Annotated in this window: 25 protein-coding genes, 3 tRNA genes and 2 pseudogenes; 16 read left to right on the top strand and 14 right to left on the bottom strand. The window is 70.0% G+C overall.

The genetic code is table 11. The annotated features are described in order from the left end of the window. Nucleotides 1-19: 19 nt before the first annotated feature. Entirely contained in the window at nucleotides 20-358 is a 339-nt protein-coding gene (locus Van01_RS00965) for a hypothetical protein (protein ID WP_203997921.1), read from the bottom strand. A gap of 355 nt (nucleotides 359-713) precedes the next feature. Between Van01_RS00965 and Van01_RS00960 the strand changes: the two genes are divergently transcribed. Both Van01_RS00960 and Van01_RS00955 read left to right on the top strand, forming a co-directional pair. After that, nucleotides 714-1,922, top strand: coding sequence for a helix-turn-helix transcriptional regulator (locus Van01_RS00960; RefSeq protein ID WP_308442348.1), 1,209 nt, complete (start codon nucleotides 714-716; stop codon nucleotides 1,920-1,922). Nucleotides 1,923-1,932: 10 nt separating this feature from the next. Then, nucleotides 1,933-2,640: a 5-formyltetrahydrofolate cyclo-ligase gene (locus tag Van01_RS00955; RefSeq protein ID WP_203997918.1), complete on the top strand. Its 708-nt coding sequence runs from the start codon at nucleotides 1,933-1,935 to the stop codon at nucleotides 2,638-2,640. A gap of 355 nt (nucleotides 2,641-2,995) precedes the next feature. Here Van01_RS00955 and Van01_RS00950 read toward each other — a convergent pair whose 3' ends face one another. After that, a complete protein-coding gene (locus Van01_RS00950; RefSeq protein WP_203997915.1) occupies nucleotides 2,996-4,399 on the bottom strand; it encodes a hypothetical protein in 1,404 nt (467 codons plus the stop codon). Between the two features lie 230 nt (nucleotides 4,400-4,629). On the opposite strand from Van01_RS00950, the gene Van01_RS00945 reads away from it, so the two are divergent. The 4 genes from Van01_RS00945 (at nucleotide 4,630) to Van01_RS00930 (ending at nucleotide 6,965) form a co-directional block, all read left to right on the top strand. Then, the gene (locus tag Van01_RS00945; RefSeq protein ID WP_203997912.1) at nucleotides 4,630-5,388 is read left to right on the top strand and encodes a DUF429 domain-containing protein; all 759 of its coding nucleotides are present in this window, start codon (nucleotides 4,630-4,632) and stop codon (nucleotides 5,386-5,388) included. 13 nt (nucleotides 5,389-5,401) lie between these two features. Next, nucleotides 5,402-5,941, top strand: a complete 540-nt coding sequence (locus Van01_RS33415; protein ID WP_203997909.1) for a DUF6361 family protein — start codon at nucleotides 5,402-5,404, stop codon at nucleotides 5,939-5,941. After that, entirely contained in the window at nucleotides 5,926-6,609 is a 684-nt protein-coding gene (locus Van01_RS33410; protein ID WP_203997906.1) for a DUF6361 family protein, read from the top strand. The genes Van01_RS33415 and Van01_RS33410 overlap by 16 nt, the downstream gene beginning before the upstream one ends. A 125-nt stretch (nucleotides 6,610-6,734) precedes the next feature. Next, the gene (locus tag Van01_RS00930; protein WP_203998971.1) at nucleotides 6,735-6,965 is read left to right on the top strand and encodes a hypothetical protein; all 231 of its coding nucleotides are present in this window, start codon (nucleotides 6,735-6,737) and stop codon (nucleotides 6,963-6,965) included. Between the two features lie 6 nt (nucleotides 6,966-6,971). Here the strand turns inward: Van01_RS00930 and Van01_RS00925 are convergent, their stop codons facing one another. The 3 genes and pseudogenes from Van01_RS00925 to Van01_RS00915 all read right to left on the bottom strand — a co-directional run bounded on the left by Van01_RS00925 (nucleotide 6,972) and on the right by Van01_RS00915 (nucleotide 7,949). Continuing rightward, entirely contained in the window at nucleotides 6,972-7,568 is a 597-nt protein-coding gene (locus tag Van01_RS00925; RefSeq protein ID WP_373306194.1) for a YdcF family protein, read from the bottom strand. Continuing rightward, nucleotides 7,511-7,666 (bottom strand): annotated as a pseudogene (locus Van01_RS00920) (NUDIX domain-containing protein); the annotation flags it as partial. The gene Van01_RS00925 and the pseudogene Van01_RS00920, both read right to left, overlap by 58 nt. A 207-nt stretch (nucleotides 7,667-7,873) precedes the next feature. After that, nucleotides 7,874-7,949, bottom strand: a tRNA-Lys gene (locus Van01_RS00915). A gap of 188 nt (nucleotides 7,950-8,137) precedes the next feature. Between Van01_RS00915 and Van01_RS00910 the strand changes: the two genes are divergently transcribed. Both Van01_RS00910 and Van01_RS00905 read left to right on the top strand, forming a co-directional pair. After that, nucleotides 8,138-9,400 (top strand): L,D-transpeptidase, encoded by a 1,263-nt coding sequence (locus tag Van01_RS00910; protein WP_203997903.1) that lies wholly within the window; start codon nucleotides 8,138-8,140, stop codon nucleotides 9,398-9,400. A 125-nt stretch (nucleotides 9,401-9,525) separates the two neighbouring features. Beyond that, nucleotides 9,526-10,794 carry a L,D-transpeptidase gene (locus tag Van01_RS00905; RefSeq protein WP_203997900.1) on the top strand — a complete coding sequence of 423 codons (1,269 nt, stop codon included), beginning with the start codon at nucleotides 9,526-9,528 and terminating at the stop codon, nucleotides 10,792-10,794. Between the two features lie 49 nt (nucleotides 10,795-10,843). Here the strand turns inward: Van01_RS00905 and Van01_RS00900 are convergent. Together Van01_RS00900 and orn are read right to left on the bottom strand one after the other, a co-directional pair. After that, a tRNA-His gene (locus Van01_RS00900) sits at nucleotides 10,844-10,919 on the bottom strand. Between the two features lie 116 nt (nucleotides 10,920-11,035). After that, the gene (gene orn, locus Van01_RS00895) at nucleotides 11,036-11,626 is read right to left on the bottom strand and encodes an oligoribonuclease (protein ID WP_203997897.1); all 591 of its coding nucleotides are present in this window, start codon (nucleotides 11,624-11,626) and stop codon (nucleotides 11,036-11,038) included. A 73-nt stretch (nucleotides 11,627-11,699) separates the two neighbouring features. Here orn and Van01_RS00890 point away from each other — a divergent pair, with 73 nt between their 5' ends. Continuing rightward, entirely contained in the window at nucleotides 11,700-13,004 is a 1,305-nt protein-coding gene (locus Van01_RS00890; protein WP_203997894.1) for a glycosyltransferase family 87 protein, read from the top strand. A gap of 241 nt (nucleotides 13,005-13,245) precedes the next feature. On the opposite strand, the pseudogene Van01_RS32810 reads toward Van01_RS00890, so the two are convergent. From Van01_RS32810 to Van01_RS00875, 3 genes and pseudogenes are all read right to left on the bottom strand, one after another. After that, nucleotides 13,246-13,644, bottom strand: a pseudogene (locus Van01_RS32810) (hypothetical protein); the annotation flags it as partial. 668 nt (nucleotides 13,645-14,312) lie between these two features. Then, nucleotides 14,313-15,083 (bottom strand): YcnI family copper-binding membrane protein, encoded by a 771-nt coding sequence (locus tag Van01_RS00880; protein ID WP_203997888.1) that lies wholly within the window; start codon nucleotides 15,081-15,083, stop codon nucleotides 14,313-14,315. 13 nt (nucleotides 15,084-15,096) lie between these two features. Beyond that, on the bottom strand, nucleotides 15,097-16,752 hold the full coding sequence (locus tag Van01_RS00875; RefSeq protein WP_203997886.1) for a copper resistance CopC/CopD family protein: 1,656 nt from the start codon (nucleotides 16,750-16,752) through the stop codon (nucleotides 15,097-15,099). Nucleotides 16,753-17,059: 307 nt separating this feature from the next. Between Van01_RS00875 and Van01_RS00870 the strand changes: the two genes are divergently transcribed. Genes Van01_RS00870 through Van01_RS00855 form a run of 4 tightly spaced genes read left to right on the top strand, consistent with a single transcriptional unit; the run spans nucleotide 17,060 to nucleotide 19,917 of the window. Further along, nucleotides 17,060-17,617, top strand: coding sequence for a sigma-70 family RNA polymerase sigma factor (locus Van01_RS00870; protein ID WP_203998883.1), 558 nt, complete (start codon nucleotides 17,060-17,062; stop codon nucleotides 17,615-17,617). 5 nt (nucleotides 17,618-17,622) lie between these two features. Continuing rightward, nucleotides 17,623-18,111 (top strand): MauE/DoxX family redox-associated membrane protein, encoded by a 489-nt coding sequence (locus Van01_RS00865; protein ID WP_373306193.1) that lies wholly within the window; start codon nucleotides 17,623-17,625, stop codon nucleotides 18,109-18,111. After that, entirely contained in the window at nucleotides 18,104-18,820 is a 717-nt protein-coding gene (locus tag Van01_RS00860; protein WP_203997881.1) for a DsbA family protein, read from the top strand. The genes Van01_RS00865 and Van01_RS00860 overlap by 8 nt, the downstream gene beginning before the upstream one ends. Then, the gene (locus Van01_RS00855) at nucleotides 18,817-19,917 is read left to right on the top strand and encodes a hypothetical protein (RefSeq protein ID WP_239098797.1); all 1,101 of its coding nucleotides are present in this window, start codon (nucleotides 18,817-18,819) and stop codon (nucleotides 19,915-19,917) included. The genes Van01_RS00860 and Van01_RS00855 overlap by 4 nt, the downstream gene beginning before the upstream one ends. On the opposite strand, the gene Van01_RS00850 is transcribed toward Van01_RS00855, so the two are convergent. From Van01_RS00850 to Van01_RS00835, 4 genes are read right to left on the bottom strand one after another with little or no spacing between them, the layout of a single operon-like run. After that, nucleotides 19,907-20,677 (bottom strand): energy-coupling factor ABC transporter ATP-binding protein, encoded by a 771-nt coding sequence (locus Van01_RS00850; protein WP_203997874.1) that lies wholly within the window; start codon nucleotides 20,675-20,677, stop codon nucleotides 19,907-19,909. The genes Van01_RS00855 and Van01_RS00850 overlap by 11 nt on opposite strands. Nucleotides 20,678-20,684: 7 nt before the next feature. Next, nucleotides 20,685-21,455 (bottom strand): cobalt ECF transporter T component CbiQ, encoded by a 771-nt coding sequence (gene cbiQ / locus Van01_RS00845; protein WP_203997871.1) that lies wholly within the window; start codon nucleotides 21,453-21,455, stop codon nucleotides 20,685-20,687. Nucleotides 21,456-21,461: 6 nt separating this feature from the next. Next, nucleotides 21,462-21,848: a PDGLE domain-containing protein gene (locus tag Van01_RS00840; RefSeq protein WP_203997868.1), complete on the bottom strand. Its 387-nt coding sequence runs from the start codon at nucleotides 21,846-21,848 to the stop codon at nucleotides 21,462-21,464. Then, a complete protein-coding gene (locus Van01_RS00835; RefSeq protein ID WP_203997865.1) occupies nucleotides 21,845-22,561 on the bottom strand; it encodes an energy-coupling factor ABC transporter permease in 717 nt (238 codons plus the stop codon). Before Van01_RS00835 ends, Van01_RS00840 begins: the two co-directional genes overlap by 4 nt. 152 nt (nucleotides 22,562-22,713) lie before the next feature. Between Van01_RS00835 and bcp the strand changes: the two genes are divergently transcribed. From bcp to Van01_RS00820, 3 genes are all read left to right on the top strand, one after another. Continuing rightward, nucleotides 22,714-23,190, top strand: coding sequence for a thioredoxin-dependent thiol peroxidase (gene bcp, locus Van01_RS00830; protein WP_203997863.1), 477 nt, complete (start codon nucleotides 22,714-22,716; stop codon nucleotides 23,188-23,190). Nucleotides 23,191-23,245: 55 nt separating this feature from the next. Then, nucleotides 23,246-23,331: transfer RNA gene (locus Van01_RS00825), tRNA-Leu, on the top strand. Nucleotides 23,332-23,395: 64 nt separating this feature from the next. Further along, nucleotides 23,396-23,944, top strand: a complete 549-nt coding sequence (locus tag Van01_RS00820) for a GNAT family N-acetyltransferase (protein ID WP_203997860.1) — start codon at nucleotides 23,396-23,398, stop codon at nucleotides 23,942-23,944. The last annotated feature ends 124 nt before the right edge of the window (nucleotides 23,945-24,068 follow it).

Here is a 24,068-nt window from a genome sequence, read left to right as displayed (position 1 = left end):
TCGACAACTCCGAGCGGTACTACGAGTTCGGTGGGCTCGCCGCGTCGCCCGCAGCCGCCCGGAGACGGCGGTGCCGGGTGGGCCAGCCGAGAAACCGATCGAACATGTCAGCCGCGTTGCCTGTCACGCTGGGGTTGAGCCGGTGCAGGTCATCGATGGCCTCGTGCAGGCAACTGGCCAGGTAGAGGAACAGGCTGACCGGCATGTCCCGGTACTCGGCCACGAGAGCCAGCCTTGCCGACCCGCACGGCCACGGGTGCCCACACCGGCGGCACAGCCACAGCGGGCGCTTCGGCAGATGCTCGCCCTCAACGGCAAGGTTCCGGTGCGCCGACAAGCGGCGCGGCTGCCTGGTCACCACCGAAAAGGCCAGCGGTGGGCTCGCCGGGGGAATGGCGAGCCCACCGCCGCCGCACGGCGGCTCGGGGTAAGCCGCCGATCACCCACCCACGCAGCCCCGATGGCGGTACGCAGGCGAGGAGTCGTACATCTGCGAGCGGAAGGATGTGGTGGCCGCAGCTGATACTCGTGGTCGGCCCATTTGGCCGAGCCCTGAGAATTACTCCGCTTCGGACAACTCACCTCGCACCTCCGGCTCAGCAGGTCAGACTTTGGTTACCTGCCTTCCACCCAACCGCTGTTCGCCGGCCGATCCCAGTGCGGCAATGACGCAAAACCGATGCATCCCTATTGCGGTGTATGCCGTGAGCTGAATGAATGGCTCTGTGATGCACGGTGGCGGAAATGGGCGGCGCACGTCGGGCTCACGCCGGTATCGACTGGCGCAGCGACGTAAGGCGATCGGTCTCAGCCAGGAGCGCCTCGCCGAGATCCTCGCCGTGGACCGTTCCACAGTCGTTCGGTGGGAACGGGCAGAGACGGATCCCCAGCCCTGGCACCGCCCGCACCTGGCCACGGCTCTCAAAGTGTCCATCGAGGAGCTGGCCGATATGTTGGCCGACACCCGTCAGCCGCCCGCCACGCCCGACAAACGTCTCGACCATGCGCTGCGACAGCCCGGTCGCGTCGACCTGATCGCGGTGGCGTACCTACGGGAGCGCGTGCGGCTTCTTGACGAACGCTACGACCAGACACCCTCGACCCTTCTGCTCGCTGAAGCGGCCCAGTTGCATGGCCAGGTGGTCTTCCTCCGTCAGTACGCCGACGCCAGCTCAGTTCAGCGCGAGTTGGCTGCCACGATCGCCGAATCGGCCACGCTGATGGGCCAACTGGTATGGGACGCCACGCAGCGACACGACCACGCCGCCAGCGCCGCATACTTCGACCAGGCGATAAACGCCGCGAAGGAAGCCCGCGATCCTGTCGCCGAAGCCAACGCGCTACTCCGCAAGAGCTACCTGGCGCTCTATGGAGTCAGGCGGCCAACCGCTGCCATCGCGTTGACCGCGCATGCCACTGAGGTAAGCCTTCGCATCAGCCCCGTACTTACGGGCCTCGCCCAACTACACCGCGCCGAGGCACACGCGATGCTCGGCGAGGTTCGGGACTGCGATGAGGCGCTCGGAGCGGCCGAAGACTCGTTCGCCTCGGTAGACCCGCAGGACCCTGCCTCCGTCCTCTACTGTCCCAGCCACCACGCCCGACTCGCAGGCTCGTGCTGGTTGTCGTTGAACAGGTTGGCGGACGCGATCACGGCGTTGGAGAAGGCGCACCAACTTGTCGCCGCACGCCGCAAGTCGACGGCCGTCGTCCTCGGCAACCTCACCCTCGCCAACATCCGTCATCGCGACCTCGATACAGCCATCTCCTACCTGCATCAAGCCATAAACGTCATTGAGCGGACCCGCGCGGGAGGCGGCCTGAACCTCGCCTTCGCCGCAGCCCGCGAACTGCGGCCCTGGAGCGACCGACCTGCGGTCCAGGATGTCAACGAACGCCTCCTCACCCTCATGACTCCATAGGAGCAACATCGTGACAAGCACCGACGACGCCAAGCAGGCCGTTCGCCGACGCGTCTGGGATCTCCTCGAACGCGAAGGCATGGCACCGCCAGGGGTGCATGGCCACATTCCTGACTTCACCGGCAAGGACGACGCCGCAGCCAGGCTCGCGGACCTGGATGTCTGGAAGAAGGCAAGGGTCATCAAGTGCAACCCCGACCGGGCCCAGTTGTCTGTCCGGGTGCGCGCCCTCCAAGAGGGCAAGCTGCTCTACATGGCGGTCCCGCGACTCGCCACACCGAAGCCGTTCTACCTGCTCGACCCGGCGGTGCTGGCAGTCCCGTTCGAGACTGCCGCCACGAGCACAGGCGCACCGGAGTTCGCCCCCACAGTCGGCCCCGACGACATGCGGCCGGTGGACATGATCGTGTGCGGCAGCGTCGCGATCAGCCGACGCAACGGCGTACGGGTCGGCAAGGGCGCCGGCTACTCCGACCTGGAGATCGCGCTTCTGACCGAGGCCGGGCTGGTCACCAGGCACACCGCCATAGCCACCACCGTTCACCAGAGCCAACTCCTCGACGAGGAACTTCCCCACGCCGATCACGACTTCGGCGTCGACTACGCGATCACTCCTGAGGAGGTCGTCGCGTACGCGCCTGACCGGGCGCGACCGCCCGGCATCATCTGGGAGAACCTTCGCCCCGATCAGCTCGACAACATCCCAGCCCTGCGTTGATCAAGCTCCGACGGATGGGCTGTCGTACCCGCGTACGCGAAAAGGCCCCGACCGGCAGTGTTCTACCAGTTCAGGGCCTTGCTCGTTGGTGCGCCGCCAGGGACTCGAACCCCGAACCCGCGGATTAAGAGGCGGCGTTGATCAGTGCTCTCCCATTGCTTCAGGTCTCACCGGTCCACGCGCTGCCTGGCTTTGCCCGTTTGTGCCAAACCGATGTATCCCCCAGTCCACTCTGAGCGAGCCGGTCCATGGCGGCCGAGCACCCAGGGAGCACCACCGTGACGGGCCTCGGGTGGGCTGTCGGCGTGGCGTCGTCCCTTGATGCGGAGCGACGTGCCGGGTGAATGCGCCCGGCCTACCCGGGCCAGTTGGCCAGGTAGTCGTCAAACGGAACGTCGTTAGGCCGCTGGCCGCCGATCTCGACGTAACTGTCGATGTCCCGGTCGTACGGTGGGCCGACGATGATCGGCAACTCATGTGTGGAGTGCCGGGCCAGAAACCGCCATGCCGCCCGGTTGAGCACCGGCTGCCGGGAGTTGGCCGGAGTCTCCGGACCACCACGGTGGAAGAACAACACCCGACCGTCGGCATCGCGCACCGCATGCCCCAGGCAGAGCCGTTCCCGACAACGGAAACACGCCAGATAGCCGACCTTCGACACATCCCACCCGTTACTCGGGTAGTCGGCGAATTCATCCTCGGGCCAGTCGGCAAGGTAGTCATCGAACTCGATGTCGCCAGGCTCATCACCGCCGATTTTGGCGGGCGGCCCGGGCGGCTCCCACATCTCGTCGTACTCCAGCTGAGAGTCGTAGATCACCTGCAGCTGGTGTCCGACGTGTTCAGCGAAGATCTTCCACAACGCCCCCGACATCTCCCGCGACTGACTGTGGTTAGGCGCATTCGGGTGCGCGTAGGCGAAGTAGATGATGTCGTCCCACGAGTTACGCACCGGCTTGCCGAGAAAGAGGCGGACTCGTCGGCAGAGGCAGAATAGGCTGGCATCTATCCCCACAGGTCGTCCCCCGTTCAGCCCGGCACGCCCATGCCACGCGCGCCTGGCATCCACAAGCCCAGCGGCCTGCCGTCCGGAGACCGAAACGCCACCCACACGTTCTGGTAGACGGCCAGCCGTGCATCGGAGCGGTTGCCCCAGAAGCTTTTCATCATGCCCTCCACAGCCGCCGCGTCGACACCGGGCGCTACCTGGACCAGCAACTCTCCGTCGTATTGCAATGTTGGGCGCCGCATCGCTGAGCCGGCCCGGAAATTGATTCGGTTTGCCGGCGAACGTCTTGACCTGGCGTCCCAGCACCAGCTTGCCCGACGCGTCGTAAAACAACACGTCGTATCCTTGGACGTTGTCCCCGGCCACCTTCGGCGTCGTCCCGGCCGGGCCGTAAAGGGCAAGCTCGGCGTTCTTTCGCGTCAGTGCCGGGCCGGCCTGCTTGGAGTGCTCGACAACCAGAGAGTCGATCGCCGCCTGCAGGTCGGCACCGGAAAGCGCGAGCACTCCTCCGCAGCCGCCACACGCCGCATACGCACGTCGGGTATTGCGGGCAAGCACCTCGACGGGATTGACCGGCGCGGCCTCGGGCTGAACCGAGGCCGCCACCTCGCTGGCCGCCGGCGCGGCGGTCGCTGGCGATGGGCTCTGGCTGACCGCTGGCGGTTGTATGCCGCTATCCGTGCCGCAACCGGCCAGCACAACCGACAACACCACCGCAAGAAACGCACTCGCCCCCGTGCGCGATGACATGTGATCCTCCCCCGGTCGTCGCCCAAGAGCCTAGCCAACATCCATCGATTCATGTGTCGGAGGACGAAGCAGTATGACCAACATGGATGGAGCCACCGCGATTCTCCTCAACGCGGCAGTCGCGCCCGGCCCTGACTCAGCACATCGGATCTCGGAAACAGCTAAAACGTCGGTCAACGACCGTCGGTCGAGCCATGTCCTACTGCGCTAACGGCACCTAGAGTGGTGCGGTGCTGACCCTCGGCGTCGACCTCGCAGCGGCGGACAAGCGTACGGCGATGGCCGCGGTCGAATGGCTGCCGGACCGCGCCATAGTGCGGGACCTGGTCCTCGACGTCAGCGACGCTCACATCGTCGAGGCCAGCGAGCGCGCCGAGAAGGTCGGACTGGACTGTCCCCTCGGCTGGCCGGAGCCTTTCGTGGCGGCCGTGCAGGCCCACCGCATCGGCCACGTCTCCGTTGCCGATGCCGACGGCGCCCAGTGGCGACGTCGCCTGGCTTACCGGCTGACGGACGAGGTCGTCCGCAACGAAACCGGCATCATTCCGCTGAGCGTGGCTGCGGACCGTATCGCTCATGCTGCCTTCCGCGTCGCCGGATTGCTGGCGATGCTCGCTGCTGCCGGGCACGACGTGGACCGTTGCGGCGGCGGCCGGGTTGTGGAGGTGTACCCGGCGGCGGCCCTGTGCCGTTGGGGGTTGGCGTACCGCGGCTACAAGGGCCGAGGTCAGCAGGATGTGCGCCATGCCGACCTGGTGACCGCGCTTTGCCGCGCCGCGCCCTGGCTGGAGTTGGGTGCTTTCGACAGGTTGTGCCGACGCAGCCACGACGCGTTCGACTCGGTGATCGCGGCCTTGAACGCACGTGCGGTGGCGGTCGGCCGGGCAGCCGAGCCGGACGACGAGCAGCGGACGGTCGCACGTATCGAGGGCTGGATCGCACTGCCCACCGGTCCGCTCAGCAGCCTCATTGTTGGCCCAGAAGAATGAGCGAAAGGCTTTCATGGCCTCAGGATTGAGCTGGCTGGACAGTTCCCGCGACGACCAGCAGCGCATGCGTGAGCTGCTCAAGCTGTTCAGCGACGCGGAGAGCCGGGACGAGCTGGGTATCGGCCAGGTCCGCGACGCGTTCAGTGACTTGCTGTTTCCCGGGACCTCGGTGCTGCAGACCCGGGCGCGGTACCTGCTGATCGTGCCGTGGTGTTATCAGGAGGCGCAGCGGCGTGGGCTGCGCGGTGAGCGCCTCGCCGCGCAGGTTGACCGCAACGAGCGGAAGGTGATCGCTGCGCTGCTGCGCGGGGACGACACCGAGGGTGTGATCGGCCGGCGGGCCGGCGTCGGCGTGCGAACCCTGCCATCGGCCATCTACGCGGCGGCGCTGCTGCGGTACGGCATCCGCACGGGTGACGATGACGCCCCGGACCGACGGCTGTCTCCCGGCCTGTCCGAGGCCGATGAGCTGGCCGACCGGTCGAGCGGTGCCTGGCACGCGACGCTTCCAGTCGCGCCGGCGAGTTTCCGAACGAGGTGGAGGGCGGGCTGAGGCTGTATCCGGAGGAGGCCCGCTGGCTACGGGAGAGGCTTCTCGCCGCAGCACCGAACACCCTGCTGGCGTACCTGCTCCAACCCGAGCATCGGCCGGTTACCGACGGCCACGCGCCATGGCAGCCGGCGGCGCTCGCCGCGCCGGAGCCGGTCGGCTCGCTGGTCCGGGACGCGCAGCAGTTCTCGCTGGCCATGCACCTGCTCGTCGCCGAGCGGTACGAGCAGGCTGGTCTGACCGAGCACGAGAATCCGACGGAGACGTACCGCGACGCCCTGCGGGAGTGGAGCGATCGGGTGTCGGCCTCGCCCGGCCTGAAGGGCTGGGAGCGGTCGGGAATGTGGAGCCGGCTGATCCAACAGAACCCGCGGATCGCCACGAACGCGGCGGCGCGCCGGTTCGTCGAGCGGTGGCTCGATGCGGTGACCAGCGGAGCCGCAGGTGACGCGGCCATCGAACCGAGCCTGCGGGCCTTGGTGGCCGAGCGGGAACGGTCGGTGAAGAAGGTCCAGTCGCGGCTGGTCAACGACAAGCTGCTCCGCACGTGGAGTGGCGCGTCGGGCAGCCGACGACTGGTGTTCCGGTGGCCGCAGGTGCGCCGGATTCTCGCCGACATCCACGATGGCTGCGCCGCCGACCTGCCGGAGGCTGCCGGTGCTCGCACCTGACTCCCGCGCCCTGCTGATCGACGCGCTGCGCCCCCCAGCGGGCGCGCTGCTGTCCCGAGCTGTGGCGTTGACGTTCACCCTGGACCTGGAAAGTTTGCTCGTCGCCCCGCTAGCGTTCGCCGCTCATGGGCTGCGCGAGTCGACCGACCCGATCGCGAGCGCTGGCGCGCTGGAACCGCATCGACGACGCCCTCGGCGCGCTGTTGGACGCGGAGGTCATCGGCCCAGACCAGGTGCGCTACCACCGGCTTTCCCGCGACCTCGTCCGGGACATCGTCATCCGCCCCCGACCGCCTCGACTGGCCGTCGAACTCAGCGAACGGATGGGCGTCCGGTCGGGTGGACCACGCTGGTAGCCGTCGTCAGACCAGCCGGCTCGTGTAACCGGCCGCCACCAGTCGCTCGAACGCAGCCCGGACCTCGTCCGGCATCTCCTGTGGGATCGCAAACCCGCGCTCGGCGTACACCTCGATCCGCTGGGTGTCGCCGACCAGCATCTCCACCACCCGCCGCGGGTCACCGATATTGCGCACGTACTCGTCGAGTGCCAACGGGTTCGACGCGCAGACCACGTCGACCTCCGGCCACATCAGCCTGCAGGTGGCGTACGCCCGACGCTGCTGGTACGGCCGCGACATGATCAGCACTGACCGCACCGGGATACCCCGTTCGGCCAGGAGCTGCCGGGTGTACCCCAGGTTCTGGGCGGTGTTCGTCGCCCGTGGCTCCACGAGAATCGAATCCGCCGGCACGCCCTGCTCCATCGCGTATTCGCGGTAGTGCACAGCCTCACCGCGAGGGAACCGCTCCACCGTCGTCGGCGCGTTCGCCCCGGTGAACACGATCCAGGGAAACAGCCCCTCCTGGAACAGGCGGGTCGCGATCACCGCGACACCAAGGTCATGGCAGCCTCCAGAGAGACATCCGTCGACTCCACGCCACCGCCCGGCGTCGTCCAGTACGGCGCCTGGTCGGACTTGATCCGCTTGATCAGCACGAGACGGTCGTCCTCATCCAGCAGAATGGCGCGCACCGACCTACGCACGATCCGACGCACGCCCAACCCCTATCCCCACCCGAGGCGATGCACGGGCGGCAGCGAACCCGTGTGATCTTTGAGCCTGACCGCTGGCGTCACACCACGTCCCACCGACGCCGCCCCGGTCCAACGGCTCCCGAGCGCCCACCGAGCGACCACCGCCCACCGGCGTACGCGAAGAAGGCCCCGACCGGCAGAGTTCTACCAGGTCAGGGCCTTGCTCGTTGGTGCGCCGCCAGGGACTCGAACCCCGAACCCGCGGATTAAGAGTCCGCTGCTCTGCCAGTTGAGCTAGCGGCGCTCGCTGACAACGGGGGAAACACTAGCACGCACCCTGAACCGGGTTCCAATCCGATCCCCGGGTCCCCCCTTCGGTCGAGCTTTCCGGACATTTGACAAAAACTACTCGCAAAGTGTGGGACCGGGGTGATGCCGGGCGGCAGCGATACGGCACGATGTCCGCCAGGGTGCGCTAGGACAGGGGTGGGGATGGGCAGGTTCGCGCGGGCCGGGGCGTTGTTTGGTGCCTTGGGGCTGGTGGCGTCGCTGGCATTGTCGGGCTGCGGCGAGGAACGCGCGGCTGCTGAGTTCGTACCCGGTCAGACACCCGGGGCGACCGGCGCGGAGACCCCGGGGACGCCGGGGGCACCGGAGGTGCCCAGTGGCCCGCCACTGGCGGTGAGCCCGGCCGACGGGGCGAAGAACCGGCCGGTGAGCGTGGAGATCGGCGCGAAGCTGCCGGAGGGCGGCGAGGTGTCGCAGGTCACGCTCAAGACCGAGGACGGCAAGACGGTCAAGGGCAAGCTGCGTACGGACGGGTCCTCGTGGGTTCCGTCGGCCCCGCTGAAGTGGTCCACCCGCTACACCGCCACGGTCTCCGCGAAGGGGCCGGACGGCACGGTCAGCGAGGGCGCCAGCACGTTCACCACGATGGCCAAGCCGGGCTCGATGATCACCTCCGGGTTGTACCTGTTCGACGACCGGACGTACGGGGTGGCGATGCCTGTGGTGGCGGAGTTCCACCCGGGCATCCCGAAGAAGGACCGGGCCAAGGTGCAGAAGCGGATGTTCGTGCAGACCGACCCGCCGCAGCCGGGCGCCTGGCACTGGGTGAGCAACGGCACGCAGGCGTACTACCGCGCGCCGGAGTACTGGAAGGCCGGCACCAAGCTGACCGTACGCATCGCCCTGGCCGGCATCCCGTTGAGCAACGGCCGGTTCGGCAACGTCGACCGTAACGCCACCGCGAAGATCGGCTCGGCCTTCGAGATGAAGGTGACCAACTCCGACAAGCAGATGCGGGTGTACGAGGACGGGCAGCTCATCAAGACGTTGCCGGTCAGCCTGGGCAAGAAGAAGACTCCCTCGTCCAGCGGCACCCTCGTGGTGATGGAGAAGAAGGAAGCCACTGTCTTCGACACGATGGACGACCCGGATCCGGAGAACCGGTACGTCACCGACATCCAGTTTGCCCAGCGCCTCACCTGGGGTGGCGAGTACATCCACGCGGCCCCCTGGTCGGAGGGCGTCCAGGGGCGGCAGAATGTCTCTCACGGCTGCGTGAACGTCTCGATGGCGAACGCCCGCTGGCTCTTCAAGCGTACGAAGATCGGCGATCCGATCACCATCACCGGCACCGAGCGCAAGCTGGCGGCGGGTAACGGTTGGACCGCGTGGAACCTGAGTTGGTCGGAGTTCGTCAAGGGCAGTGCGCTGCCAGTTCCGGATGGTGGCGCCGGTCCGGCCGTGTGACCGGACGAAATATGTCACTATCCGGACATCCCGCCCACAGTGTTTCGGTTCACTTGTCGCAACGGGTACGTGAACTGATGCGTCAGTGATGTGGACGGGCAGCGGACCACGACTGTGAGGACACCATGCGAGTTCGGGACCAGCGCAACCGGCGGCGGGGGGTGCTCGCCGCGGGCTTGCTCGCCGTGACGTTGGCACTGACCTCCGCCTGCACCGGCGGTAAGGGTGGCCACAAGGGGCCGGGCTGGCAGGACGGCGCCGATCAGCCGGCCGCGAAGGCGTCGGTGAGCATCAGCGAGCCGGCGGCGGACGCCAAGGACGTGCCGGCGTCGGCGGCGATCGCCTTCGCCACCGAGCAGGCCGAGGACGTCACGGTCGAGCTGACCGACGCCGACGGTGCGGCGGTCGAGGGTGACCTGGCCGCCGACGGCAGCAGTTGGCTGCCGTCGAAGGCGTTGACCTACGGCGCCTCGTACACCGCCACCGTCACCGCGACCGGCGACGACGGCCTGCCAGCGACCGCGACAAGCGCCTTCACCGTGATGGAGAAGCCGGACAAGCAGGTGCGCATCAGCAGTTTCCTCGGTGACGACCAGACGGTCGGGGTGGCCATGCCGCTGATCGTGAAGTTCGGCCGGGACATCCCCGAGAAGTACCGCGCCGACCTGCAACGCCGGATGACTGTGACCTCGGAGCCGGCCCAGGAGGGCATCTGGCACTGGGTCAGCCCCACCGAGGTCCGGTACCGGCCGAAGGAGTTCTGGCAGGCCGGCAGCAAGGTGTCGTACCGGGTGCAGGCCGGCGGGCTGCCGCTGGGCGACGGCTGGTACGGCCGCGCCGACCTGAGCGTGGACATCAAGGTCGGCCCGAAGCTGGTCATGACCGTGGAGAACCGAACCAAGCGGATGACAGTCACCCGGGACGGCGAGACGCTCAAGACGATCCCGGTGAGCCTGGGCAAGAAGAGCACCCCGTCCTCCAGCGGCACCATGGTGGTGATGGAGAAGCTGCGCAAGACGGTCTTCGACACGTACGACGAGCTAGGCCCGGACGACGGCTACCGGACGAAGATCGACTACGCGCAACGGCTCACCTGGGGTGGCGAGTTCATCCACGCGGCACCGTGGTCGGAGGGGCAGCAGGGCACGACGAACGTCTCACACGGCTGTGTGAACGTCTCGATGGCCAACGGCGCCTGGCTGTTCAACAACACGAAGGTCGGTGACCCGATCGTCGTCAAAGGCACCGAGCGCAAGCTTCAGCTCGGCAACGGCTGGACCGACTGGAACATGAGCTGGGAGGAGTACGTCAAGGGCAGCGCCCTGCCGTACGAGCCGGCGGACCCCGAGGTGACCGACCCGGACGTCACGCCTAGCGAAACCCCGATCGCCTGAACACCAGGTGAAACGCGTCAGGCCCCCTCCGTGGAGGGGGCCTGACCTTTGGGGTGACTGATGGGAATTGAACCCACGACAACCGGGACCACAACCCGGTGCTCTGCCAACTGAGCTACAGCCACCATGCCGCCGCGCCCGGTCGAACGCCCGGGGCGGGTGCGGTGAAATCATACCCCCACCCCGGCCGACCGCGTCCAGCGGGTTGCCGCCAGGCCGGGACGGGCAGGCGGTGTGGCGGTCAGAGCTCGCTGGCGATCGCCTTGGCGCTCTCCACGTCCGGCCCGGGCAGGGGGACGAAGATGGTGCGCCGGTAGTACTCCAGCTCCCGGATGCTCTCCCGGATGTCCGCCAGGGCCCGGTGGGCCAGGCCCTTCTGCGGCTGGCCGAAGTACACGCGGGGGTACCAGCGGCGGCACAGTTCCTTGATCGAGGACACGTCGATCATGCGGTAGTGCAGGTGGGCGTCGAGGCGGGGCATGTCCCGGGCGATGAAGCCACGGTCGGTGGCGATCGAGTTGCCGCAGAGCGGGGCGGTACGCGGGTCCTTGACGTGGCGGGTGACGTAGTCGAGCACCCGCTCCTCCGCCTCGGCCAGGGTGACTGTGGAGCGGCGCACCTCGTCGGTCAGCCCCGACTTGCCGTGCATCGTCCGGACGATCTCGGGCATCGCGTCGAGTGCCGCGTCGTCGGCGTGAATCACTACGTCGACACCATCACCGAGCACGTTGAGGTCGGGATCGGTGACCAGCGCGGCGACTTCGATCAGCTTGTCGCCACCGAGGTCCAGCCCGGTCATCTCACAGTCGATCCAGACGAGAAGATCAGCCACCGGGACAGCCTACGCGCAGCGCAACTCTCGTGGCTGCACGCCGTCACCGTCACCGACCGCTAGGGTCTTCCCCGTGCCCGCCGAACCCGCCACACCACCCAGCGTCGACCTGGACGACCCGGGTAGCCGTACAGCTCGCCGGTTCGTGGGAGCGTTGGCGTTGGCGGCGGTGCTTCCGGCCCTCTACCTGCCCGGGACCATCCACAACTTCTTCGACCTGAAGATCTACATGGCGGCGATGGACTGGTGGGCCGCCGGCAATCCGCTGTACGACTACGTACAGCCGGACCGGGTGCAGGGCGAGCTGTACTTCACCTATCCGCCGTTCGCCGCTCTGCTCCTGCTGCCGTTCTCCTGGCTGAAGCTGGGCGCCACCGTGGCGATCTTCACCGGGCTGACCCTGCTCGGCGTGGTGGTCACCACGAAGTGGCTGCTGGACCCGGTGATCCGTCGACACCGCCTGCCCCACCTGTTCACCCTCGTGGTGGGCGTGCTGCTCGTGCTCGGGGTGGAGAGCACCCGGGAGACGATCACCTTCGGGCAGATCAACATGCTGCTGGTGGTGCTGATCCTGGCCGACCTGCTGTTCGCCGTACCCCGCGACAGCCGCTGGGCCGGGGTGGGCATCGGGTTGGCGGCGGCGCTCAAGCTGTTCCCGGCCATCTTCGTGATCTACCTGCTGGCCACCCGGCGCTGGCGGGCGGCGGTGGTGGCCGGGGCGACAGCGGCCGGGGCGACCCTGCTCGCCGCGGCGGTCGCGCCCGGCGACTCGTGGCGGTTCTGGACCCACGAGCTCTGGGCCACCGACCGGGTCGGCCGCACCGACTACACGGGCAACCAGTCGCTGTTCGGAGTGCTGAGCCGGCTCACCGCCCCCGAGGAGCCGAACCGGCTGGTCTGGCTGCCGCTTGTCGCGGTGGTCATCGGGTACGGGTTGTGGCGGGCGGTGCGGGCGTCGCAGGCCGGGGACGCGCTCACCGGTCTGACGCTTACCGGCCTGGTGGCAGCGCTGATCAGCCCGATCACCTGGACGCATCACATCTACTGGTTCATCCCGGCGGTGGTGATCCTCGCCGACGCGGCGCTGGGCACCGATCCGCGCACCGCTGCGGGAGCCCGCCGACGCCGCCGGCTGGTGATCCTCGCCGTCGCGGTCATCGCGATCATCGTGTACGGAGTGGTGTCCTTCTACGACTGGGGAATCACCCCGTCGCCCACCGGCAGTCCGTGGGAGTTCCTACTCCGCAACGGATACGTGTGGCTCTGCCTGGTGCTGCTCGTCGTCCTGCCGGTCCGTGACGGGGCCGCTCAGATGCCGAAGCGGCAAACCCGCAAACTCGGACACTCTTCCCGAGGCACCCATTCATCAGTAATCTAGACCCCGGGTCACCAAAACCCCGGAGCCACCGATATCCCCCGGTGAAGGGCGGCCCTCCGCGTCGGCAGCACGGAGGGCCGCCCACCCCCACCCCCACCCCACCCTCCCGCGCCGATCATGCAGTTCTGGTCGCCGAAATGCCCCTTAGGTTCGCTTTTGTCGCGACCACAAGTGCAAGATCGGCGCGGCAAGTGCAAGATCGGCGCGGCGAGTGGGGGGCGGGGCGAGCGGGGGTGGGGGGTTAGGGCGGGGGGGCGGATGGGCGGAGGGGGCGGTTTGGGGTGGACGGGTCGGGAAGTTCGGCGAGGGTAGCTGGGCGCGGGACGGGGCCGATCGCCTGTCGACTCGTGGTGGCGGGCACCGTGGCAGTGACCGAGACGAGTTGACGCTCGGGCAGCCGGCGGGGGCCGGGCGGCGCCGGAGCGCCGAGGCCGGTGAGCGAGCTGACCCCGAGTCGCCCGGCGAGCACCGGCACCTGGTCCGGCTCGACCACGAACACCACCTCGCGGGGGCGGACCGGCCGCAGCAGTACCAGCGCGGCGAGAATCACCAGCAGCGTCCCGCCGGTGAGGGCACCCCAGGTGGCCGGGGCGATCCAGCCGGCCCGGAGTTCCGCCCGCAGGTCGAGGGTCACCCCGGCGGCACCGTCGGGGCGCATCAGTACCAGACTCAGCCGCTGCCCGGCCAGGTCACCGGGGCTCCATTCGAGCACGCCGTAGCCGGCCCGTACCCAGAAGGTCTGCGCGGCGGGCGCAGCCGGGACGGTGGGCGAGGTCCCGGCCGCCGGGGTGGCCTGCTCCAGCCGGACCGGCAGCGGACCCCGGGCCAGCGACATCCGCAGGACCACGGCGTGCGGCGCACCGGCCAGCCACCGCTGCGCCTCGTCGGTCGGGGCCAGCCCGACGAAGGCCGGCCCGTCCGGGGTACGTACGTCCAGCCGGAGTCGGGCCTGACCGCCCCGGGCGAACGGGACCTCCTGGCGCACCAGGGTGTCAAGGTCGGTCACCACCACCGCGTGTCCCGGGGTCTGCACGGTCTCGAACCGGGCGGTGAACGCCCCGTCCGGGCCGGCGTGACCGGTCAGCAGACCAAGCGCGGCCGCACCGAGCAGGGCGGTGGTGCCGACGGTCAGCAGCAGCATGCCGGTCAGCGTCCACACGAAACGCATGCGCCCTGTTCCCCTCTGTAGCCAGATACCCGGCCGACCTTACCTACGCCGACCCACCGATCAGTGGATATCCACGGCACGGCCGCAGAAAGCGGGCAGGCCCGCCGGGATCACCCGGCGGGCCTGTCCAGCGGTGACGCTCAGGAGGTGGGAGTCGCCGCCTCGTCGCCCGGGGCGGTACCGGCCTCGCGCCGGGGGCGGGCGAAGGCCAGCCCGCCGAGCACCAGCCCGCCGAGTCCGGCGATCAGCCCGGCGACCCCGAGGCCCACCGCGAGCCCGTTGCCACCCTCGTCGTCGCTGTCGTCGGACGGTGCCGCGGCGGGCGCGTCGGCCGGCGCCTCCGTCGGCGAAGCGGCGTCCGGAGGCGTGAGGGTGAGTACCGCAGCCGGGGTCGCCGGCTCCTCGCCACCGGGCCCCGGCGGCAGGTCGATCCAGCGCACCACGGCACCGTCGGAGTAGGTCTGCAACGCCTTGAAGACCATCTGGTCGGTCTCCGGCAGCGGGCCGAGGAGCACCGGGAACTCCTGGAAGGTTCCGGGGGCTATCGCCGCGTCGGCCGTCGCCGTCCAGGTGACCTTGGCGACCACCTCGGAGATCTCGGCTCCGTGCACCTGGACCGGCGGGTCGACAGTGCGCTTCTCCACGGCTGCCGTCCAGCCCGGCACCGGAGTGGTGGAGACCGAACCGATTGCCGCGTTCTCCGGCAGGAACACCTCGACCTTGGTGGTCGAGGCCTCGTCGCTCTCGTTCGGCACCCGGAACGCGAACCGGCCGTAGCCACCCTGCTCGGCCACCTCGGGACTGATCGTGACGTGCGCCGACGCCGGGGCCACGAAGCCGAACACGGCCGTGGCGACGGCGCCGAGCGTCAGAGCGGTGGCGGTGGCGGCGAAACGCCGGTGACGGAACATCGATGGAACCTCTCTATCGGACGGGCACGGTGGCGGTCACCGTGGCCTGGTCGATCTCGGTGGTACGGGCGGTCACCCGCAGTTCCCAATCCCCTGCCGCTGGGAGACTGATCTCGCCGGTGGCGTGGTTGTCGGTGAGCGGCAACAGCGGCACCTGGATCGCTTCGATGCCGGCCGCCGGCAGGGCCACCGTGACCTGCCACTCGACGACCGGCAGCGGCTGGTTGTCGAGGGTGTACGCGTACAGGTGCACCGAGTTGTTGCCGCGTCTGGCCGGTGACACCTCGATCTGCATGGAGTAGAGCGAGCTGGTCGCCGTGGTGTTGAAGTATCCGCTGTCGGCGGCGGCGACGTCGGTGGCCACGCTGCGGGCGGGGGTCGTCTGGACCAGGGTGGCCGACACCCCCAGCACGATCGCGGTGATGGTCAGCTCGGCCCAGATCGCCCGGCGTACCGGGGCCGGTCGGCTGGCCGCGACCCGGGTGCGTACCAGGTGACGGGAGTAGGCAGCCACCGCGATCACCAGGACGAAGAGCCCGATCTTGGCCAACACCAGCCGCCCGTACGCGGTGTTCACCAACGCCGCCGGGGTGGCCACCTCGATCAGCGCCTGGACAGTGCCGGCGAGCAGCAGCGCGGAAACGGCCAGGGCGGCCCACCGGGACCAGATCGGCAGGATCGCCCCCAGTTCCCGCTCGTCGGCCCGGCGCAGCAGAAACACGGCGAGCATCACCAACCCGCCCAGCCAGACGGCCATGCCGCCCAGGTGCACCGTGTCGACGAGCACCGACACCGCAGGGGCGGGCGAGGCCGCTGGATGCCCGGACAGCGGCCAGGTGACAAGTGCTCCGACGGCGAGGACACCCAGGATCACCAGGTCGGTCCGGCCGACCGGCCCGGCAAGCAACGGCCGGAGCAGCAACGCCACCGCGGCCAGCAGCCCGAGACGAACCAGGTGAGCGGCCCCGAAGGCGCTGCCGAGGACCAGACTCAGCCCTTCGCCGGTGACGTCGAACAGTCCGCCGCCATTGGTGTACGGCACCTGGAGCAGCACTGTCGCCACAGTGGCAAGCGCCACCAGGCCGAGGCCGGTCCAGGCCAGCCGGGCCGGCCCGCGTCGGGACAGCCGGCGCGGCCAGAGCAGGGCGAGCACCAGCGCCGGTCCGATGACCAGCAGCAGTCCGGCGTAGCCGACGAACTTGGCGACCTTCACCGCGGTGCCGACCACCGGATTGGCCCGGCCGTCGTCGCCGCTGTCCACCGGCGGCTCGGACGGCGCGCCGACGGAGTAGGTGAACGCGCCGGAGACCGGGTGGCTGTCCGCGGAGATGACCCGGTAGGTGACCAGGTAGGTGCCGTTGCCGCGACCGGTGTCGACCGGGATGTTGACCACGCTGCCGGCGAAGGTGGGTTCGCCCTGATCCGCGCGCGACCCGTCCGGCGCGATCACCCGGATCCGGTCCGGCACCTTGCGGACCGTTTCGCTGAAGGTGAGCACCACCTCGGCCGGCGCGGCGGGCACCACGGTCGAGGCGGCCGGGCTGCTGCTGGACAGCACGGCATGGGCGCTGGCCGGGCCGGCGGGGACGAGCAGCAGCGCCACGACGGTGACCAACAGGCCGGCGGTCGCGGCCAGCCGGGCGAACCGGCGGCGGTGGGCGGCAGTCATGACGCCCATGGTCGCTGACGACACCCGTTCCAGGCGAGCTCGCTCATCGATTGATCCCGATTTCCCATGATCGGGCGCGGGCGCGCGGGAACCGGACCGGACGTCATAGGCGGATAGTCGGCCGCCGGGACCGAAAAGTTCCCGGAGTGGCGCACCCCATGGAAGGGCCGAAGGACTCTGCTACCCACCGTTTCGCCGCGTAACCTAAATTGTCGTGATCCCCGCCCCGCGCGACGCCTCCGCCACCGCCGACACCGGCATCGTCGGCGCCGACCGCGCCGCCGACGGACCCCGGCGATCTGCCCGGATGCCGCAGGACGGGGAGCCGGAGCCGACAGTCGACCCGGCCACCGGGTGGGCGCTGGCCGCCCGGGGCGGCGACCCGGTCGCCCAGGCCGCCTTCGTGCGCGCCACCCAGGCCGAGGTATGGCGGTTCGCCGCGGCGCTCGTCGATCCGGACAGCGCCGACGATCTCACCCAGGAGACCTACCTGCGGGCGTTCCGTGCGCTGCCCGCCTTCGCCGGCCGGTCCAGCGCCCGCACCTGGCTGCTCGGCATCGCCCGGCGGGCCTGCGCCGACCACCTGCGCACGGTGGTACGGCGGCGGCGACTCGATCAACGGCTCAGCGCGCACGCGCACACCGACGTGCCGCACCCCGACCCGGCCGGTCAGCTCGGCGCGACCGACCTGGTCCGCCGGTTGACCGCCGAGCGGCGCGGGGCATTCGTGCTGACCCAGTTGCTCGGCCTGTCCTACGCCGAGGCCGCCGCCGTGGAGGGGGTGCCGGTGGGCACCATCCGCTCCCGGGTGGCGCGGGCGCGGGCCGAACTTGTCGACGCGGTCGGCGAGGCGTTGGCCGGATGAACAGCATGATGCGCACCTGGCGTCCCTGGCTCGGGCTGGCCGTCCGGCTCGGCCTGGCCGTTGTCTGGCTGTGGGCCGGTTGGTCGAAGGTCGGCGACCTCGCCGCCTCCGGTCGCGCGGTGAACGCCTACCAGGTGCTGCCGTACGACGTGGCGATGGTGGTCGGCGCGGCGTTGCCCTTCGTCGAGCTGGCGTTGGCGCTGCTGCTGCTGCTCGGGCTGGCCACCAGGCTGGCCGCCGGCGTCTCCGTGGCGCTGCTGCTGGTCTTCATCGCCGGCATCGCCTCGGCCTGGTCGCGCGGGCTGGCCATCGACTGCGGCTGTTTCGGGGTGGGCGGCGAGTTGCCGGCCGGGGAGAGCCCCAGCTATCTCCCGGAGATCCTCCGGGACATCGGCTTCCTGGCGCTTGCCGGGTTCCTGCTGATCTGGCCCCGCACCGCCGTCTCCGCTGACGGCGCGCTGGCGGGCGAACCGGTGGAGGACGACGATGAGTAGTCGCAAGGGGCGCAAGGACGCGGCCCGGGTGGTCCGGGAACAGCTGGCTCGGGAGCGGCGCCGCAAGCGGTCCCTGTGGATCTCGCTGGGCGCGGTGGTGGTGCTTGTCATCGCGGGCCTGATCGGTTGGAGCGTCTGGTCGAGCCAGCAGTCCGACGACTTCACCGCGCCGCCGGGCGCCAACGACGCGGGCACCGGCATCGTTGTCGGATCCGGGCCGGTGACCATCGACATCTACGAGGACTACCTCTGCCCGGCCTGCAAGCAGTTCGAGCAGACCAGCGGCGCCACCATCGAACAGTTGATCGCCGACGGCAAGGTGCGGGTGGTGTACCACCCGGTGGCCTTCCTCAACCGCTACTCCAGCACCGACTACTCGACCCGCTCCTCGGCCGCGTCCGGCTGCGCCGCCGAGGGTGGCAAATTCACCGAGTTCGGCAAGGCGCTGTTCGAGCGGCAGCCGCCGGAGGGCGGTGCCGGCCTCAGCGACAACGAGCTGATCGACATCGGGGCCGAGGTCGGGCTCGACCGCGACGCTTTCGGCAGCTGTGTCCGCGACGGGAAGTACCGGTCGTGGACGGAGCACGTCACCAACGAGGCGAGCCAGGCCAACATCACAGGTACGCCGAGCATCCTGGTCGACGGGGAACCGGTACGGGAGTGGACGCCGGAGAACATCACCGCAGCGGTGGAGGCGGCCGGCAGGTGACAGTGCTCGCCCGGGCCGGGCTGCTGCTCGCCGCCACGGTCACCACGATCCTCGCGACCGCCGCACCCGCCCTCGCCCACGGCGCGGACGCACCGAACGGCACCGACTACCGGGTGACCGTCACCGACACCGGTCGACCCGACCTGCGGGTACGGGTGATCGAGGCGGGTGCCCGGCTGGAGCTGACGAACACCGGCGACACTCCGATCGAGGTGATCGGCTACTCGGGTGAGCCGTACCTGCGGGTCGGACCGGACGGCGTGTACGAGAACTCCCGCTCGCCCGCGACGTACCTCAACCGCACGATCGTCGGTGACACCGCCCTGCCGGCCGAGGCCGACCCGGCCGCCGAGCCGCGCTGGCGTCGCCTCGACGGCGGCACGACGGTCCGGTGGCACGACCAGCGGGCGCTGTGGCGCGAGGCGCAGCCGCCCGCCCAGGTCCGCGCCGCGCCCGACCGTGAGCACCGGGTACGCGACTGGGTGGTTCCGCTGCGCGACGCGGACGGGCCGTCGGAGATCCGCGGCACCCTGGACTGGGTACCGCCGCCGGACGCGTACACCTGGTGGGTGGTGGCCACCGTCGGCGCGCTTGCGGTCGGTGCGCTCGGGGTGCTGCCGGCGACCTCCGGCCCCGGCCGGCGGGCGCTCGTCGCCCTCGGCGCGCTGCTGATCGTCGGCGGGACCGCTGCTGTCGCGCTCGCCCTCGGGCGCACGCTTGACGCCGGGTCGCAGGGTCTCGGCGGCGTACTGACCGGCCTGCTGACCGGACCGGTGTGGGCGCTGCTGACCGGCCTGGCGGCGATCGCCGCCGGAGCGCGCGCGGTGCGCGGCGGAGGCGGGACCGGTGAGCGGACCTCGGCTCCCCGTTCCGACGTCGACTTCGTGGTGGCGCTGGCCGGCGTCTGCCTGGCCCTGTTCGCCGGGGTGACGAACGCCGCCGGTTTCACCCGGGCCGTGCTGCCGGTGCCGTGGCCGCCGACTGTCGCCCGGGTCCTGGTGGTCCTCGTGCTGGCGGGCGGAGCCGGTGCGCTGGCCGCCGCGTTGCTGCGCCTGCACGCCGCCGCCCGCCGCGCACCGGCCGCCGCTACTCCCTGATCGACGCGCGGCCCGGGGTGGGACGGAACGGGTAGGGCAGTTCGAGACGGTGCCGGGCGAGCAGTTCCGCATCGTCGAGCAGTACGGGTGTCGGTCCGTCGGCCACGATCCGCCCGCCGTCGAGGATGACCGAGCGGTCGCAGAGTTCGAACGCGTACGGCAGGTCGTGGGTGACCATCAGCAGGGTCACCGGCAAAGTGCGCAGGATGCCGGCCAGTTCCCGCCGGGCCGCCGGGTCGAGGTTTGACGACGGCTCGTCGAGCACCAGGATCTCCGGGCGCATCGCGAGCACTGTGGCCACCGCCACCCGGCGGCGCTGGCCGAAGGAGAGATGGTGCGGCGTCCGGTCACGGTGCTCGGACATGCCCACCGCGGCCAGCGCCTCGTCCACCCGGGCGGCCAGTTCCGGCCCGCGTAGCCCCAGGTTGGCCGGGCCGAACGCGACATCCTCCGCGACGGTGGGCAGGAAGAGCTGGTCGTCCGGATCCTGGAAGACGATGCCCACCCGGCGGCGGATCTCCGCAAGCGTCGCCCGGTCCCGGCCGACGGTCAGGCCACCTACCGCGATCTGCCCCTCAGTGGGCGTCAGGATGCCGTTGAGGTGCAGCACAAGCGTGGTCTTGCCGGCACCGTTGGGGCCGAGCAGCGCGACCCGCTCGCCGCGCGCGACAGTCAGGTCGACGCCGTCCAGCGCGACATGGCCGTCGGGATAGGCGTACCGGACGCCACGGACGTCCAGACTGGGTGGGCTGGGCTGCACGCTTCGATCATGTCAGGACGGCGGCGGTGGCGGCGACGGTGCCGGCCAGGACCGGTACGGTGGCCGCGATCAGCCACTGGCCGCTCGTCGCCGCCGCGGTGCCCTGCCACACCGTCGGCATCCGACCTGTGTAGCCGCGCGACAGCATCGCCAGGTAGACCCGCTCGCCACGCTCGAAGGCGCGCAGGAACAGCGCTCCGATGCCGGCGGCGAAGCCGCGTAGCTGCCACACGAAGCGCGGGTCGTCGCCCCGGGAGATCCGGGCGACGCGCATCCGCCGGGCCTCGCCGACGAGCACGTCGAGGTAGCGCAGCATGAAGGTGGCGATCTGGGTGAGGATCTGCGGGCAGCGCAGCCGGTCCAGCCCCACGATCAGGTCACGGGTGTTCGTGGTCGCCGCCAGCAGCAGCGACGCCCACACGCCGAGGGTGCCCTTGGCGATGATGTTCCACGCCCCGTAGAGACCGTCGACCGACAGGTGCAGCCCGGCCACCTCCGTCCGTTCGCCCGCGCCGAGGAACGGCAGGGCCACTGCGAAGAGTACGAACGGCAGCTCGATGGTTGACCGCAGCAGCAGCCAACGGGCGTTCACCCGGGCCAGCGCCGCGACGACCGCGACCAGCAGGGCGTACGCGCCGAAGGCCCAGAGCGCCTCGCGGGGGGTGGCGACCACGGCGATGGTGAACGCCACCATCGCCGCGATCTTGACCTCCGGTGGCAGCCGGTGCACCGGCGAGTCGGCCTCCCGGTAGAGCACGTGGGCGTGACCGGCTCCCACCTCGGGTCAGCCGCCGCTCGTGACGGCCGGGTCGGTGCGCTCCGCCCCGGTCGCGTCCTGCGGCGCCCGGTCCCGCCGGCGGACCAGCCAGAAGGCGCCACCGGCCACGGCGAAGGTCAGCAGTACGCCCAGCACGCCGGAGAGCCCGGTGGAGAGGAAGTCGTTGTCCAGCCCCGCGATGCCGTAGTCGGCAAGCGGCCCACCGATCTCGTGCTCCCGCTCCTGCTGCGCCGGGCAACTGCCGCCGATGATCTCGTCGTCGGCGTCGAAGGTGCAGCCCTCCCGCAGCGACGAGTCCAGCCCGTCCGGGTGCGACGAGGCGAAGTTGCTGACCACGCCGGCCAGCAGCAGGGCGACGAGGAGCCCGCCGACGATGAAACCCCACTTCCTCACCGGACACCTCCGACGGTCGGGACGGTCACCGGCGCGGCCGGCTTCAGGGCGCGCAGCGCGTACACCAGGTCGGGGCGGACCTTCGCCACGGTGACCACTGTGGTGGCCGTGATCAACCCTTCGCCGATGCCGATGAACAGGTGGGACACGGCCATGGTGCCGGCCAGGCCGGCCAGGTTGCCGCCGAGGTCGGTGGTGCCGCCGAGCTGGTACTGCAACACGAAGCCCATCGCCGCGACGACCACGCTCACCAGCGCGGAGACGAAGGCGGTGACCGCCAGCCCGGCCGGGGTGCGCGGCAGGACCCGCAGCAGCACCGCGATCAGCAGGTACGCCACAGCGATGCCGATGACGGCCATGTTCGTGATGTTGAGCCCGAGCATGGCCACGCCACCGTCACCGAAGACGAGGGCCTGCACCACGAGGACCACCGCGACGCAGAGCGCGCCTACCCACGGCCCGACAAGCATGGCGGCCAGCGCGCCGCCGAGCAGGTGGCCGCTGACCCCGGCGGTGAAGATCGGAAAGTTGAGCATCTGCACGGCGAAGATGAACGCCGCGACCAGGCCGGCCATCGGCGCCAGCCGGTCGTCCAGGTCCTGCCGGCCACGCATGACGCAGTACGCCATCGCCGCCAGCGCGATCACCGCGAAGACCGCGGCGACCGGACCGTTGATGATGCCGTTGGAGATGTGCATCGCCAGGGCTTCCACGTGACCTCCCACGTGTCGGCGGGCCCGTGCCCACCGGCAGGGTGAGCGTATTTCCCATACCAGGCTGTTGCCAATAGCTGGCAACAGTGCCGTTTGCCGCGTAGGCCATGCCGCGCGGTCGAGCCGGCGCAGCGCGACGGTAGGGTCGTGCCATGACCGCACCCGCTCGCCTCTCCCCCGGCGACCCGGCGCCCGGGTTCAGCCTGCCCACCGACGGCGGCAACCAGCTCGCCCTGGCCGACCTGCGTGGCCGCAAGGTCGTCCTGTACGCCTACCCGGCCGCGATGACCCCCGGCTGCACCAAGCAGGCCTGCGACTTCCGCGACTCGTTGGCCTCGTTGCAGGCCGCCGGATACGAGGTGGTGGGCATCTCGCCGGACAAGCCGGAGAAGCTCGCGAAGTTCCGCGAGCGCGACGCGATCACCTTCCCGCTCGTCGCCGACACCGACAAGGCGGTGCTGACCGCCTACGGCGCGTACGGCGAGAAGCAGATGTACGGCCGCACCGTCACCGGCGTGATCCGTTCCACCTTCGTCATCGACGAGGAGGGCCGGATCGAGCGGGCGCTCTACAACGTGAAGGCCACCGGACACGTCGCCAAGCTGCGCCGCGACCTCGGCCTGGACTGACTGCGCGCACCACACGAACACCGCCGCGAGGCAACGCCATAGACTCTCCAGGCAGGCGGGAGTGGCGTAACGGCAGCCGCGGTAGGTTTAGGTCCTATTGTCCGAAAGGACGTGGGGGTTCGAATCCCCCCTCCCGCACCACGACTCCCTGTCGCGAGCATCACGATCATCGGCATTCACTGTCGAATCCGGTCAGGATGAGGCAGTGAGTCTGCGCTTCGTCCTCGACCCGGAACTGACCGATGAGCTGCGCGAACGGATCGTCGCGCTCTGGGTCGACGTGACGAACGCCGGCGGCGCGGTCGGCTTCGTGGCACCTGTCACCACCGACGAGGTCCGCACCATCGCCGACCCGACGCTGGCCGGCATCGCCGACGGACCGGACCGGTTGCTGCTCGGCTACGACGGCGATCGGCTCGTCGCCATGGCGATCTTCACCGATCCCCGGTTCCACCTGAAGACACACCTGCGGGTGCTCACCCGGGTGATGGTGCATCCCGACACGCAGGGGCGTGGCTTCGGCGAGGTGTTGATGCGCGAGGCCGAACGGGTGGCCCGCGACCTCGGGCTGGCGGCGCTGCACGTGACGGTCCGCGATGGGCTCGGTCTCGACCGGTTCTACCGCCGGCTCGGGTACCGGGAGGTGGGTCGTTGGCCCGGGGCGCTGCGCGTCGCCCCCGGCGACGACCGCGACGAGATCCTCATGTGGCTCGGCCTGGCTGACAACCGACCTGATCACCCGGCCGTCGGCTGACCGGCCCGGACGGACGACGCCGGCAGCCTGTCCAAGGCCCGGCCAGCCGCAGCCGTTCAAGGCTCGGCCACCCGGCGAGACCCGGTCAGCCGCCCCGCTGGTCGCGACCCGGCCAGCCGTCGCC

This window comes from Micromonospora andamanensis, from assembly GCF_016863495.1.
In the GTDB taxonomy this organism is placed as follows: domain Bacteria; phylum Actinomycetota; class Actinomycetes; order Mycobacteriales; family Micromonosporaceae; genus Micromonospora; species Micromonospora andamanensis.
The sequence above is the reverse complement of the archived record's forward strand: the minus strand, read 5'-3'. Positions and strand labels throughout refer to the sequence as shown.

What these genes read in the sequence shown, in the direction of transcription:
- Van01_RS00960 (WP_308442348.1), top strand. Translation starts at nt 714, where the DNA reads ATGAATGGCTCTGTGATGCACGGTGGCGGAAATGGGCGGCGCACGTCG.
- Van01_RS00950 (WP_203997915.1), bottom strand. Translation starts at nt 4,399, where the DNA reads ATGTCATCGCGCACGGGGGCGAGTGCGTTTCTTGCGGTGGTGTTGTCG.
- Van01_RS33415 (WP_203997909.1), top strand. Translation starts at nt 5,402, where the DNA reads ATGGCCTCAGGATTGAGCTGGCTGGACAGTTCCCGCGACGACCAGCAG.
- Van01_RS00930 (WP_203998971.1), top strand. Translation starts at nt 6,735, where the DNA reads ATGGGCTGCGCGAGTCGACCGACCCGATCGCGAGCGCTGGCGCGCTGG.
- Van01_RS00910 (WP_203997903.1), top strand. Translation starts at nt 8,138, where the DNA reads ATGGGCAGGTTCGCGCGGGCCGGGGCGTTGTTTGGTGCCTTGGGGCTG.
- Van01_RS00905 (WP_203997900.1), top strand. Translation starts at nt 9,526, where the DNA reads ATGCGAGTTCGGGACCAGCGCAACCGGCGGCGGGGGGTGCTCGCCGCG.
- Van01_RS00880 (WP_203997888.1), bottom strand. Translation starts at nt 15,083, where the DNA reads ATGTTCCGTCACCGGCGTTTCGCCGCCACCGCCACCGCTCTGACGCTC.
- Van01_RS00875 (WP_203997886.1), bottom strand. Translation starts at nt 16,752, where the DNA reads ATGACTGCCGCCCACCGCCGCCGGTTCGCCCGGCTGGCCGCGACCGCC.
- Van01_RS00870 (WP_203998883.1), top strand. Translation starts at nt 17,060, where the DNA reads ATGCCGCAGGACGGGGAGCCGGAGCCGACAGTCGACCCGGCCACCGGG.
- Van01_RS00865 (WP_373306193.1), top strand. Translation starts at nt 17,623, where the DNA reads ATGATGCGCACCTGGCGTCCCTGGCTCGGGCTGGCCGTCCGGCTCGGC.
- Van01_RS00860 (WP_203997881.1), top strand. Translation starts at nt 18,104, where the DNA reads ATGAGTAGTCGCAAGGGGCGCAAGGACGCGGCCCGGGTGGTCCGGGAA.
- bcp (WP_203997863.1), top strand. Translation starts at nt 22,714, where the DNA reads ATGACCGCACCCGCTCGCCTCTCCCCCGGCGACCCGGCGCCCGGGTTC.